Below are 13,054 nucleotides of genomic sequence, written 5' to 3'. Positions count from 1 at the left end.
TTCCGGCGAGTCGTCCTCCCTGAGCCGCGCTCATCCCCGCCCGTCCGAGTCGTCCTCATCCACGCCCGCCTGAACCACTGGATCCGCCCGATGCTCCCTTTGCTGTCCGCCTTCTGCGCAGCCCTTGCCGCCTTCTTGTGGTCGGCCCCACGCACCCCCGTAGACCGCCTCACCCGCCTCCTGCCCTCACCCGACCCGCCGTCGAGCCCCGCCATCTCTCCGACGGACACCCCCGCCCAGCCCGACTGGCTTGACAAGAAGGACCCCCACCACCGCCCCCCGACCCGCAGAACCGTCACCGCCGCCGCCATCACCGGCGTGATCACCGCCCTCCTGGTCGGCGGCCTCCCAGGAATCGCGGTGGCCCTGCTGCTGACCCCGGTCACCGCCCTGATCCTGCACAGGAAGGAACCCCCGCGGTCCCGCCAGGAGCGCGAGCAGATCACCGCCGATCTCCCCTTCGCCGCCGACCTGATGACCGCCTGCCTTCTCGCCGGACAGCCGGTGACCGCCGCCGCCGACCTGGCCGCGACCACGATCGGCGGCCCCCTCGGTCAGCGTCTGGCATGGGTGGGCAGCCAACTCCGCCTGGGCGCCGACCCCGAGCCGACCTGGGCAACCCTGGCGAAGGACCCGGCTCTGAGCCAGCTGTCGAGAGCCATGAGCCGGGCCGCGCAGACCGGCGCCCCGCTGGCGGACGTCCTGACCCGCCTGGCCGACGACGCGAGAGACACAGCCAGAGCCGCCTCACTCGCCGCCGCCCGGACCGTGGGCGTGAAAGCGGTCGCCCCGCTGGGCCTGTGCTTCCTGCCGGCCTTCGTCCTGCTGGGCATCATCCCGGTGATCGCCGGCCTCGCCTCCACGATCGTCCTGCCGTGACGTCCCGACGGCGGGGTTGTCCACAGCCTGAGGGCCGACCCCGCTGGACAATCCCCAGAACGCCGTTCGGCCTGACGGCGGCTGGGCCTTCTCGGCGAATCTTGGACTCCCGCCGGACAAGACCCGGCTCCGATCACCTGGAGGCACCATGCAAGGTCCCGCCACCATGCCAGGCACCCTCAGCCCCACTCCAGCTCACGCGTACGCCACTTCACCCCGGCCCACCGCTTCACCCCGGCCCACCGCCTGCGCCGAGCCGGCCACCCCCGCGCCGCCCCTCGAAGCCGACGACTCCTCCAACGTCGAGACGGAAGCCGGCCGCGCTTCCTCGACCACCTCCGCACCTCCCGGCGGGCCCGCCGGGCAGGGCTCACGCTGGTACCCGGGCAAGTGGATCACCTGCGCTGTCGCGAACAGAGAGCGCGGCATGTCCACAGCCGAATACGCAGTCGGCACCATCGCGGCCTGCGCCTTCGCTGCGCTCCTGTTCAAGGTGGTCAGCAGCCCAGAGGTTCAGGAGATGCTGAAGTCCCTCATAGACCGAGCGCTCAAGATGACCGGATGACCCTCCGCCAGACGCGGAACGCCGCCACCAGGCAACGGTCGGCATCACGCGGCTCGGTGACGGCCGAGACCGCCGCCATGCTGCCCGCGCTCATGATCGTCCTGGCAGCCGCGCTCTGGGCCATACAAGCGGTGAACGTCCAACTGGAATGCGTAGACGCAGCCCGAGCGGCAGTGCGCGCCGCAGCCCGAGGTGAGCCGCTGGACCAGGTCCGCGAGCTCGCCCGCTCGGCCACTCGCCCAGACGCCCACGTAGAGATCACCCGCGACGCGGAATTCACCCACGTAGAGATCGCAGTAGATGTACGACCAGCTTGGGGCGTTTCGCTGCCGGCCGTCCCCGTGTCGGCCGCGGCGACAGCCGCCACAGAACCATGACGTCACGCAGGTGCCTGTCGAAATGAGATCTGCCAGGAGGACATGAGCCCTCGTGTCCTCCTGGCAGTCGGGGGGCGAAATCTCCAACCCCTACGGCGTCTTCTACCCACAAGAAGAGACAACAACTCCGCAACGCGGCACGGAGATCGTCCGCGCGGGAGACATAGAAGCGTCTCAAAGCTGGGCGAAGCGACGAGCTTTCACCGATCAATCACTCCGAGGACAAGGATGATCAAGCACAAGGAACGAGGGTCGGCGACCTTATGGGGAGTGGCCCTCATGGGGCTCCTGATGGCGGTTGCCGGAGGGTTGGCCTCCGTGGGGGCGGTTCGCGTGGCTCGACATCGGGTTGACAGCGCGGCCGATCTGAGCGCTCTGGCCGCGGCCAGAGCGGCGATCGTCGACCCGGAGGGCGCTTGCGGCAGGGCGGCCGCGCTGGCCAGAAGGAACGGCGTCCGGCTGGCGGCTTGTGAGATCACGGGAGAGATCGCGGATGTCCGGACCTCTTTGTCGATCACCTTGCCGATCGCCGGGGCACACACCCTTACAGGCAGGTCTCGCGCGGGGCCGGTCACGATGTCACCTGGGTAGCAGCTGGTTGCAGCAGTCGGTTGTCAGGCCACCGTCCTGGGCCTTGGGGGCGCGTGACCGACCGCGACATGTGCAAGCCTGGGGACGTGTCGCGCGAGTCCGGCGATCGGCTCTTCAGGCTGAGAAACGCGTTCCGGCGCCGTGGCCCACCTGCGTGCAGCCTCCGTGGCCGCCCGCTTCGACGTGATCCAAACTGACGGCGTTGCTCCAGACGCGCTGATCGGGAGAAGGGGCGGCGCGAGCCGAGATGTCGACTCGCCTGCGCCAGCCCCGGTGTTCACTCTGCTGTCAGTCCCGCGACCAGGCCGGTAGTTGGCCTGCCGAGGAGTCGAGGAAGATCGTCACCGACCCGAGCGAAGACCCCGGCGGCGATGGTCTCATCGAGACGTGCCAAGAAGCCGGCCAGCTCGCTGTCCATCCCCGCGTTGATGAGCGCTGCCTGCAATTCTTCGGGAGTGACAGGCCGGTAGGTGACCTCGCGCTTCAGGACGACCGACATTGCTTTGGCTATGTCGGCGTAGGTGAAGTTCGTGTCGCCGGAGAGGCTGTAAGTCACGTTGTCGTGCCCGTCTGTGGTGACGACGGTGGCCAATGCCTCGGCCAGGTCCTTCCGGCTGGCTGGGGCAACGACGGCGTTGCCGGTCGCGGCGGCCAGAGCGCCGGAGAAGCGGGGGCCTGCCAGCGCCTGGATGTAGTTCTCGATGTACCAGGTGTTCCGCAGGATCGTGTACGTCACGCCGGAAGCGGTGAGAGCGTCCTCTGTCGCTCTGTGGTCGGCGTTGATCTCGAACCGGTCGTCGTCGGCCCGGACTCCGCTGGTGTAGTAGACGTGTCGGACCTTGGCGTTCTTCGCCGCCTTGACGACCGACTCGTGCTGAGCAAGGCGGTTCGGGTCTCTGCCCGAGATCAACACGACGTCGGAGTGCCTGGCAACCAGCGCTGCGACGCTGGCCGAATCCGACAGGTCGACGGCGGCGGTGCTGAACCCGGCGGCAGCAAGTTCCCCGAGGCGTGCTTGGTTCCGACCGGCTGCTGTGATCGTTTCGGGCCTATTCCCCCGAGCGACCAGCGCGTCCAGGACGTGGCGACCGAGTGCCCCGGTGGCCCCGAAGACCAGGGTGCTCGCCTCAGGCGCGGTCATGGAGGGTGATCTGGTAGCCGTCGGGGTCGGCGAAGGTGAAGGTGCGGCCGAAGGGGCCGTCGATCGGTGCGGAGACGATGGTGTGACCGTCGGCGACGAGTGCGTCGTGGATGGCCTGGACGTCGGTGGCGTGGAGCCAGATGGCGGCACCGATGCCGGGCTGGGCGACGGAGGCGAGATCGGTGCCGGGAACGACCTCGCGGAGTGCGAACGCGATCGGCTTCGTCTCGAAGACGACGGCGTGCGGAGGGCCGGCCTGCGAGCGGACGAGGCCGAGGTACTGCTCGTAGAACGCCTGCGAAGCGTCGAGGTCGCGCGCTTGCAGCGAGATGAAGTCGGGGCCGGTGACGGGCATGGTGATGCTCCTTGTCCTCATGTCAGTTAGCTGACACGTGGCAATGTATGTCAGAATACTGACATGAGTCAAAACGGTGCCGGCGTCGACCTGGACAGATCGCTGGGCTACCTGCTGAAAGAGGCTTCGAGCGCCTTGCGTGCAGCCATGGAGGAGGTGCTGCGGCCACTCGGGATGACCGTGACGCACTACTCCTGCCTGGAGTTGCTGGCTCAACGGCCGGGCTTGTCGAACTCCGAGCTGGCGCGTGGCGCGTTCGTGACCCGGCAGTCGATGAACGTGCTGCTCCAGACCCTGGAACGAGACGGCTACGTGACCAGGCCCGCGGAGGCGCCCGTCGGCAAGGCCCTTCCGGCCCGGCTCACGCCTCGCGGACGACGGAGTCTGGAGAAGGCGAGCGCGGCGGTCCGGTCCGTCGAGGTCAGAATGCTGGCCGGCATGACCGAGGCCGAGCAGTCGGACGCGTTCCGGATTTTGCAGAGCATGATTCATGGGCTGCGCGATGGTGACGATGGTGCATAGTCGTTTCTCGGTGCACGATTCGCCGCGTCGGGGCAGGTACGCGGCCGGGCGTGGAAATCTGTACGAGTGACCTTGAAGAACCGGCACCTTGTTCCGCGATTGAGCCGATAGATCGTCAGGCGAGCGAATCAGTGAAGGCCGTGTGGCACAAGCTGCAGGGGCGAGGCGGAGCCCGGGGTGGCGGAGGTGTCGGGGCAGGTGCCGGTTGTTCTGCTGATCCATCTGAGCGTGCAGGACTTATGCGCGGCCCAGGAAGTACAGGAGTCAGCCCGTCATGGGGCTCGGCCGGAAGCGGGCCGGGAAACGGCGGGGGAGACAGGGCGGGATGCGCGGCAGGAGCCGCCGCGCATCGCATTGCCCAGCCCGGCTGTCACGGACGTTCCCGAGCCCGGCCCGCTGTCCCACCCGCCACCCCCCTGGAGTAGCGATGGGACGACCACCTGCCCCCTTGCCCAGGTGCATGGAGGACAGCGGCTTCTGGGAGCGTCCGCTGCCGGGCGCCGGCGACTTCTGGGCCTCCGACGAAGACGATGACCACAACGAAGAAGAGCGGGGGCGTCGGCCGGAGAAAGGTGACAGTCAGGACAGGGGGGCGGGGGTGAGGAGGATGTCCAGGAGCTGGAGCGCGCCGCGTTTGTGCAGGGGCTCGTTGCCGTTGCCGCACTTCGGGGACTGGATGCAGGACGGGCACCCGCGCTCGCACTCGCAGGACGCGATCGCCTCACGCGTGGCCGTCAGCCAGTCGGTGGCCCGCGCGTAGCCGCGTTCGGCGAAGCCCGCGCCGCCTTCGTGGCCGTCGTACACGAAGACGGTGAGCAGGCCGGTGTCGGCGTGCAGCTCGGTGGAGACGCCGCCGATGTCCCACCGGTCGCAGGTGGCGAACAGGGGGAGCAGGCCGATCGAGGCGTGCTCGGCGGCGTGTGCGGCGCCGCCGAGGTCGATGTCCGCCGCCGCGAGCGGCGCGACCGCCGTGGCGGGGAGGGTCCACCAGACCGCACGGGTGCGGAGGGTGCGGGGCGGCAGGTCGAGGGGTTCGTCGCCGAGCATCTCGCCTGACTGCAGGCGCCTTTTCAGGTACGAGACCACCTGCCTGGTCACCTCCACCTCGCCGAAGTGCAGCGTTCCCGGGCCGAGGGGGCGGGAGCGCTGGGTGGCCAGGATGGAGATGTCGGTGATGTCGCGGGCGAACGTGGAGTAGTCGGGGTTGGCGGCCTCGACCAGGGCGACTCCGGCGTCCAGGTCGAGGGTCTCCACGAGGAAGGTCTCGCCCTGGTGGATGTAGACCGCGCCGGTGTGAACCGTGGTGTGGGCGGACGGCTCGTCCACGCTGCCGAGCAGGCGGCCGGTCGAGGACTCGACCACCTGGATCGGGGCGCCGCCGCCGCCTCTGATGTCGGCGAGGTCGGTGGCGCGTTCGCGACGGGTCCAGAACCAGCCCGCGGGACGGCGTCTCAGGAGGTTCCGGGCGACCAGGTCTTCCAGGACGTCGGGGGTGGTGGTGCCGAAGACGGGCAGGTCGTCGTCCGTCAGCGGGATCTCGGCGGCGGCGGCGCACAGGTGGGGGCCCAGGACGTACGGGTTGTCCGGGTCCAGGACGATCGCCTCCACCGGCCGTCCGAACAGGGCCTGCGGGTGGTGGACGAGGTAGGTGTCCAGGGGATCGTCCCTGGCGATGAGCACGGCGAGGGCGTCCTGGCCGTCGCGGCCCGCCCGGCCGGCCTGCTGCCAGAGGGAGGCGCGGGTGCCGGGCCAGCCGGCGATCAGTACGGCGTCCAGGCCCGAGACGTCCACGCCGAGTTCGAGGGCGTTCGTGGTGGCCAGGCCCATGAGGGTGCCAGCGCGCAGGGCCTTCTCCAGGAGGCGGCGGTCCTCGGCGAGGTAGCCGGCGCGGTAGGCGGCGACCTTGTCGGGGAGGGCGGCCAGATCTTGGACGTCGTCGGGGATGGCCCAGGTGAGCGGGCTCGCGGGGATGGGATGGCGCGGGTCCTGGGCGTCGGAGGTGGCGCTTCCGAAGGGTGAGGCGGAGTCCTGAGGGGTGGAGGGGGAGGCGAGCGGCGAGGGCTCGGCGCTGGGCGAGAAGTCCGCGGGCGCGGCTTCGGGTGTGGTGTGCGCAGGCCAGGGCGCGGTTTCGGGGGTGGCTTGGGGAGGCCAGGGCGCGGTGACGGAGAAGGCGACGTCGGCGAGTTTGGCGCGGGCGGACAGGGCGACCGTCTCCGCGCCGCGTCGTGAACGCACGAACGCGAGCGTCCGTACGTTCGCCAGGACCAGGTCCGCGAGGAGGTCGGCGGTCTCCGCGGTGGCCGTGCGGCGCACAGGAGCCCCTCCCTCGCCCCGCAGATCCGTCAGGGGCGGTTCCCAGAGCGCGATGGTCGTGGAACCCTTCGGCGAGGCATCCTTGGTCACCTCGTCCATCTCAAGCCCCGTCAGCCTCATGGCGAACACGCCGGGCTCGCTCGCCGTGGCCGAGGCGAGCACGAACGTGGGGCGCGAGCCGTACCGGGCGCAGACCCGGCGCAGGCGGCGCAGGATCTGGGCCACGTGCGAGCCGAAGACGCCGCGGTATCCATGGCACTCGTCCACAACGACCATGCGGAGGCGGCGGAAGAACGAGGACCACTGCGCGTGCCGGGGCAGGACGCCGCGGTGGAGCATGTCCGGATTGGTCAGGACGTAGTTGGCGTGCTGGCGGACCCACGTACGTTCCTCGAAGGGGGTGTCGCCGTCGAAGCAGGCGGCGCGCACCTGTGTAATGCGTAGTTCGCGCAGGCCGCGGAGCTGGTCGGCGGCCAGGGCCTTCGTCGGCGTCAGGTACAGGACGGTGCCGCCGTCGAGGCAGGAGGCGACCGCCGGCGTGAGGTACGCCAGGGACTTGCCCGAGGCCGTTCCCGTACTGATGATCACGTTTCGGCCACGGAAAGCCAGGTCGGCGGCTTCGTACTGGTGGGGCCAGAGTCCTGTAACTCCACGGTTCGCCAAGCGCGTAACCAGGACTTCCGGAGCCCAGTCCGGCCAACGGGCTTGACCCGCCTGACGTGCTGGAACATGCTCCACATGGGTGACACGCTCATGACGTGCGGGAACTCCGAGCAGGTGGGCGAGGAGTGGACCTGCCTGTTGTGGGGAGGATGCCGAGGAAGTCACTGTTTCCAGTCTTGCATCGATGGGCAAAGTCGCCGGGAATCGTGATTTCGTATAGACACAAGCCAGACGCGTGGTTGAATGCCGCGCGTCAGGGTCGGACAGTCTGGGGCCACGCTCCAGATTGCCAGGCCCGCAAGAGTACTTTCGCAGGCGAGGCGCTGGAGGATCTGTGGATCTGAAGTTGGATCACCGCACCGAAGACCGACTCACCATCGTGGAGGTCGAGGGTGAGATCGATGTCTACACGGCGCCGAGATTGCGTGAGCTCCTCATCGACCTGGTGAACAAGGGCAACTTCCACCTTCTGGTGAACATGGAGAAGGTCGACTTCCTCGACTCCACGGGGTTGGGAGTGCTCGTCGGAGGGCTCAAGAGGGTCCGGGCGCACGACGGCTCGCTTGAGCTGGTGTGCACCCAGGAGCGCATCCTCAAGATCTTCCGCATCACCGGTCTGACCAAGGTCTTCGGGATTTACGCTTCCGTCGACGAGGCCAAGGAAGCTCACGGCAAAGACAAGTAGCATGGCTACCGTCGAACTGACGTTCAGCGCTCTCCCCGCGCATGTGCGGACCGCGCGGCTGGTGGCCACGGCGATCGCCCGTCGTACCGGCGTGGAGGAATCGCTGCTGGACGAAGTCAGGCTCGCCGTGGGTGAGGCATGCTCCCGGGCGGTCGAGGCGCATCGACTTCACTGCCCGGGCGAGCCCATCCGCATCGAGCTACGTGACGACTCCGGGCGTTTCGAGGTCACGGTCAGCGATCTGGCCCCCAGTGACGAGATCAAGCAGGAGCAGCCGCTCGATCTGGGCATGCTCTCTGACTCGTTCATGTCAGGCTTCGGCATCGCCGTCATCTCGGGTCTGGCCGATGACGTCGAGGTCTTCCCCAGCCCCAAGGGGACGAACATCCGGATGAGCTGGCCCGCCTCCAACGGGGCGGGTTCCTGACCTGACATCGCTTGGATCGGTCCCTTGTCTCCCTGGGGGCGTGTTCGAGCTGGTCGGGTGTGGTTTTAGGGGCGATAGACGGGGATGAGGGGATGTCCGGTTGTGGCATGCCTTCCTCCCTGTCGAGTCGCACCACATTTCTGCGTGTCCTGACGAGGCCGCTGAGTGCCTCGTCCTGCTGGCATGCCCGGACGGCCTGCGCCGCTCTGCGGCAAGCGGCAGCGCGTGTGCGCACGGACGTCGGAGGCCCGGCCCGCCCTGAGCTGCTTCGGCCGGTACACGCCGAGTGCCTGCGGCACCGGGCCCCTGCACCGGACCTCGCCGAGCTTCGCACGGGGCGCGGCCGAATCCTGCGGTCTGGCGCGGGGTCTGGCATGGCGTCGAAGCAGTGTGAGGGGCGCACGCCTCTACGCCTGACGCTTCTACACCGCACGCTTACGGAGCTTCGGCCTCAGGGCAGGCCAGAGCCCGGCTTCGCACGTTCAAACCGCTGTGTCGTGCGGCGAGACGCCCAGGTTCCGGTCGGACGGTTGCTCAGGCGACGGACTGGGGGCCGGCCGTGCAGGCGGCTCCGCATGGCGGGGGTCAACGGCTGGGGGCCCAGGTCTACGGCGGCGCACGCTGGAAGCTAAAGGACAAAGGTCAGTGCGGCGAGTGCCGGAGCTGGGGCTGAAGGCTCAGTCGCTGCAAAGGCTCCGCATGGCGCGGTCGCGACTGAGGGTCGAAGGCCAGGGCGGCGAAGTACGGCTTGGGCCTGCTTGGGGCGCGTTCTGGTGGAGTGACGCGACTGCGCCATAGGATCTTGCTCCCCCAGTGGTGTCTGTTGGAAGCCGATGAGAGTTATCCACAGGCTGTGGATGGGCGGGGGATAGTCGGCCGGGTCGCCGGAAGGTCTCGCCGTGGGGCGGCAGGGGCATGGGGTTGAGGTGGGTGACTGGCGGCGACTGCTGCAAGGAAGGTATGGCGGCTGCGCATGGGGCTGTCAGGACCGATATCCGGAGGGCCGCGTGGGAGCTCCAGGCCGAGATTGAGGCTATTGGGCCGGCGTAGCTTCCCGGCCGCTGTAGGGGCTTTGAGGCGGTGTAGCCCCTCCGGGGCCGACGCGAGAGCTGTGGGCTGTCGTGGAGGTGGCCTGGAGGGGCGGGGCTGTGTCGGCCAGGGGTCCGAGTGGTGCCCTACCGGGAGGTCAAGGGTGGCGTACGGCGCTGGGAGGCGCCGGGCTGTCGTGGAGGTGGTCTGGAGGGGCGTGGCGGTGTCGGCCAGGGGTCCGAGTGGCGCCCGGCCGGAGGTAAGGGACGGCGCACGGCTCCAGGAGTCTCCAGGAGACGGTGGGTGGCCGGGTCGTTGCGGCCGCGCCGGTTGGCCGCGTCCGGCAGGGCGTGTCGCGGGAGGCGCGGCGGCCGGGCAGCTCCGGCGGGCCATCTCATGGGGCTGCATTGGCCGGGTGTCCCTACGAGGCCGTGTCATCGGGCCGCGTCGGTCGGGGCGCGTTTGGCGGGCCGTGTTACTGGGGCGCGTCCGCCGGTCGTGGCGCTCCGCCGCATCTTGCGGAGGTGGCGCGCGGAGGTAGCGGGGAGGTGGCGCGCGGAGGTGGCGCGGAAGTAGCGGGGAGGTGGCACCCGGCCGTCGCACCCGGCCGTCGCGGCTGGGGGGCGCGCCTGGGGGGCGCGCCTGGAGGTGCTGTCAAGCGGTGGTGCCGGGATGGTGGTGGGGCTCGGATGGCCGGTGGGGAGCCGGGGCGGGTGTGTGGTGGGGTGGGTCGGCGTGTCGTGCGGGATTAAATCTGGGTTTCGGGCGGTCCGATTTGTGGGGTTGTCATGCCCGTAAACCTGAGGAAATTTCGCCTGTCAGATCTCAAACCGGCCCGCTGTCAGGGGATTACTGAACGCCCGCGCAAATAGCCGCCCCGAGAGCCTTCATATCCGTTCAGTGCCTGCGTAGACTCCCGGCACCGGCCAAGGTGATCCGGCGGAACCGCGGATTCAACCGGAAGCGGCACCCACAACCCGGATGGTGCCGCACCCGCCCGCCGAGAAATTCGCAGCACCGTTCGGGCAGGACGACCGGTCTTGCCGAGGAGAACGATGAGCAGGCACATGCTGGCATTGGCGCCAGCGCCCAATCTGTCCCTGAGCGGTAACAATCTCACCATCGTGATCGTGGTCGCCGCGGTCGCGCTGATCGCGCTAGCCGTCGCCGGCGGCCTCGTACGCGAGGTGCTGTCCGCCGGCCAGGGCACCGAACGCATGCAGAACATCGCGCGAGCCGTGCAGGAAGGCGCGGCTGCCTATCTCACGCGCCAATTCCGCACACTGGCGGTCTTCGTGATCGTCATTCCCTTCCTGTTGCTCTTGCTGCCGGGCGAAATGGACGTACGCGTCGGTCGCTCGATCTTCTTCGTGGTCGGTGCGGTGTTCTCCGCATTGACCGGATTCATGGGCATGTGGTTGGCGGTGCGCGGAAACGTGCGCGTCGCCGCCGCGGCCAACGAGTCGGGCGAGAAGCGCGCCATGCGCGTCGCCTTCCGCACCGGCGGCGTCGCCGGCATGTTCACCGTCGGCCTCGGGCTGCTCGGTGCGGCCGTGGTCGTCTTCATCTACCAGGGCGAGGCGCCCCACGTTCTCGAAGGCTTCGGGTTCGGGGCGGCGCTGCTGGCGATGTTCATGCGAGTCGGCGGCGGCATCTTCACCAAGGCCGCCGACGTCGGCGCCGACCTGGTGGGCAAGGTCGAGCAGGGCATCCCCGAGGACGACCCGCGCAACGCCGCGACGATCGCCGACAACGTCGGTGACAACGTCGGCGACTGCGCGGGCATGGCGGCCGACCTGTTCGAGTCGTACGCGGTCATGCTGGTCGCCAGCCTCATCCTGGGCAAGGTGGCCTTCGGCGAGCAGGGCCTGATCTTCCCGCTGATCGTGCCCATGATCGGCGTGCTGACGGCGATCATCGGCATCTTCGTCACCGGGCTGCGCGACCGCGACCGCAGCGGCATGGCGGCGATCAACCGCAGCTTCTTCATCTCGGCCGGGATCTCGGCGGTGCTGGTCGCCGCGGCGGCCTTCTGGTATCTGCCCAGCAGCTTCGGCGCCCTGTCGGGCTCGACCGTCACCTCCGACGCCGACCCGCGCCTGATCGCGGTGGGCGCGGTGCTGATCGGCCTGGTCCTGGCCAGCGCCATCCAGCTGCTGACCGGCTACTTCACCGAGACCAACCGCCGTCCGGTGCGCGAGATCGGCGAGAGCTCGGCCACCGGGCCGGCCACCGTCATCCTCGCCGGCATCAGCGTCGGCCTGGAGTCGGCCGTCTACTCGGCGCTGATCATCGGCGGCGCGGTCTACGGGGCGTTCCTGCTCGGGTTCGGGAACGTCACGATCGCGCTGTTCGCGGTGGCCCTGGCCGGCACCGGCCTGCTGACCACGGTCGGCGTCATCGTCTCCATGGACACCTTCGGCCCGGTCTCCGACAACGCCCAGGGCATCGCCGAGATGTCCGGCGACGTCGAGGGCGAGGGCGCGCGGGTGCTCACCAGCCTCGACGCCGTCGGCAACACCACCAAGGCCATCACCAAGGGCATCGCCATCGCCACGGCCGTGCTGGCGGCGACGGCGCTGTTCGGCGCGTTCCGCACGGCGGTGGAGGACCAGCTCTCCAAGGCCGGCCAGGACATAAAGGCGGCGCTCGGCGCCTTCTCCACCTTCAGCCTCAGCATCGACCAGCCGAACGTGCTGGTGGGGCTGATCGTCGGCGCCGCGGTGGTGTTCCTGTTCTCCGGCCTGGCGATCTCGGCGGTCGGCCGCGCGGCCATGCGGGTGGTCTTCGAAGTACGCGACCAGTTCCGCAACAAGCCGGGCATCATGGACGGCACCGAGAAGCCCGAGTACGGCCGCGTCGTGGACATCTGCACCCGCGACTCGCTCCGCGAGCTGGCCACGCCCGGCCTGCTGGCGGTGATGACCCCGATCGCGGTCGGGTTCGCGCTCGGCTACGCGCCGCTCGGCGCGTTCCTGGCCGGCGCGATCGCCTGCGGCACCCTGATGGCCGTCTTCCTGGCCAACTCCGGTGGCGCCTGGGACAACGCCAAGAAGCTGGTCGAGGACGGGCACTACGGCGGCAAGGGCTCCGAGGCCCACGCCGCCACGGTCATCGGCGACACGGTAGGCGACCCGTTCAAGGACACCGCGGGCCCGGCCATCAACCCGCTGATCAAGGTGATGAACCTGGTGGCGCTGCTGGTCGCGCCGGCCGTCGTCCTGTACGCGGGCAACGCCCCGCTGCGGGTCGGCATCACGGTGGTGGCGGTGGCGGTGGTCGTGGCGGCCATCATTGTCTCCAAGCGCAGGTCGGTGACGAGCGAGCCGGCCAACAACGACCGCGAGCACGAGCCCGTGGCCTCGTAACGACCGATCGACGAGACGCCCGTCCCGGCCAGGGGCGGGCGTCTTCGCATGCGGGTGGGTGGCGCGGGGGACGGCGGGGGCGCGGTGGGAAACTGGGCGGGTGGAAGAGGACAACCGGCCCTCGGGCGGGAAGACGCTG

At 69.3% G+C, this 13,054-nt stretch carries 11 protein-coding genes; 8 read left to right on the top strand and 3 right to left on the bottom strand.

Features of this window, described 5'->3' with window-relative positions; translation table 11 throughout:
• Positions 1 to 318: 318 nt before the first annotated feature.
• The 4 genes from AB0J46_RS06965 (at position 319) to AB0J46_RS06950 (ending at position 2,412) form a co-directional block, all read left to right on the top strand.
• Positions 319 to 879, top strand: a complete 561-nt coding sequence (locus tag AB0J46_RS06965; protein WP_364327481.1) for a type II secretion system F family protein — start codon at positions 319 to 321, stop codon at positions 877 to 879.
• A 148-nt stretch (positions 880 to 1,027) separates the two neighbouring features.
• Positions 1,028 to 1,444: a DUF4244 domain-containing protein gene (locus AB0J46_RS06960; RefSeq protein WP_364327478.1), complete on the top strand. Its 417-nt coding sequence runs from the start codon at positions 1,028 to 1,030 to the stop codon at positions 1,442 to 1,444.
• Positions 1,441 to 1,821, top strand: a complete 381-nt coding sequence (locus AB0J46_RS06955; RefSeq protein ID WP_364327475.1) for a TadE family type IV pilus minor pilin — start codon at positions 1,441 to 1,443, stop codon at positions 1,819 to 1,821. Before AB0J46_RS06960 ends, AB0J46_RS06955 begins: the two co-directional genes overlap by 4 nt.
• Positions 1,822 to 1,863: 42 nt before the next feature.
• The gene (locus AB0J46_RS06950) at positions 1,864 to 2,412 is read left to right on the top strand and encodes an Rv3654c family TadE-like protein (protein ID WP_364327472.1); all 549 of its coding nucleotides are present in this window, start codon (positions 1,864 to 1,866) and stop codon (positions 2,410 to 2,412) included.
• Between the two features lie 277 nt (positions 2,413 to 2,689).
• On the opposite strand, the gene AB0J46_RS06945 is transcribed toward AB0J46_RS06950, so the two are convergent.
• Both AB0J46_RS06945 and AB0J46_RS06940 read right to left on the bottom strand, forming a co-directional pair.
• Positions 2,690 to 3,553: an NAD(P)H-binding protein gene (locus tag AB0J46_RS06945; RefSeq protein ID WP_364327469.1), complete on the bottom strand. Its 864-nt coding sequence runs from the start codon at positions 3,551 to 3,553 to the stop codon at positions 2,690 to 2,692.
• Positions 3,540 to 3,908, bottom strand: coding sequence for a VOC family protein (locus tag AB0J46_RS06940; protein ID WP_357966181.1), 369 nt, complete (start codon positions 3,906 to 3,908; stop codon positions 3,540 to 3,542). The genes AB0J46_RS06945 and AB0J46_RS06940 overlap by 14 nt, the downstream gene beginning before the upstream one ends.
• A gap of 63 nt (positions 3,909 to 3,971) precedes the next feature.
• Here AB0J46_RS06940 and AB0J46_RS06935 point away from each other — a divergent pair, with 63 nt between their 5' ends.
• On the top strand, positions 3,972 to 4,430 hold the full coding sequence (locus AB0J46_RS06935) for a MarR family transcriptional regulator (protein ID WP_364327466.1): 459 nt from the start codon (positions 3,972 to 3,974) through the stop codon (positions 4,428 to 4,430).
• A 579-nt stretch (positions 4,431 to 5,009) separates the two neighbouring features.
• On the opposite strand, the gene AB0J46_RS06930 is transcribed toward AB0J46_RS06935, so the two are convergent.
• Positions 5,010 to 7,331, bottom strand: a complete 2,322-nt coding sequence (locus AB0J46_RS06930; RefSeq protein WP_364327463.1) for a DEAD/DEAH box helicase — start codon at positions 7,329 to 7,331, stop codon at positions 5,010 to 5,012.
• 409 nt (positions 7,332 to 7,740) lie between these two features.
• Between AB0J46_RS06930 and AB0J46_RS06925 the strand changes: the two genes are divergently transcribed.
• From AB0J46_RS06925 to AB0J46_RS06915, 3 genes are all read left to right on the top strand, one after another.
• Positions 7,741 to 8,091, top strand: a complete 351-nt coding sequence (locus AB0J46_RS06925; RefSeq protein ID WP_043629845.1) for an STAS domain-containing protein — start codon at positions 7,741 to 7,743, stop codon at positions 8,089 to 8,091.
• 1 nt (position 8,092) lies between these two features.
• Positions 8,093 to 8,518 (top strand): ATP-binding protein, encoded by a 426-nt coding sequence (locus tag AB0J46_RS06920; protein ID WP_352357402.1) that lies wholly within the window; start codon positions 8,093 to 8,095, stop codon positions 8,516 to 8,518.
• Positions 8,519 to 10,602: 2,084 nt separating this feature from the next.
• Positions 10,603 to 12,915 carry a sodium-translocating pyrophosphatase gene (locus tag AB0J46_RS06915; RefSeq protein ID WP_364327459.1) on the top strand — a complete coding sequence of 771 codons (2,313 nt, stop codon included), beginning with the start codon at positions 10,603 to 10,605 and terminating at the stop codon, positions 12,913 to 12,915.
• Positions 12,916 to 13,054: the final 139 nt, after the last annotated feature.

The sequence above is a fragment of the Nonomuraea sp. NPDC049758 genome, assembly GCF_040674635.1.
In the GTDB taxonomy this organism is placed as follows: Bacteria; Actinomycetota; Actinomycetes; order Streptosporangiales; family Streptosporangiaceae; genus Nonomuraea.
Note: the sequence above shows the minus strand (reverse complement) of the source record. Positions and strands in the feature narration are given on the sequence as shown.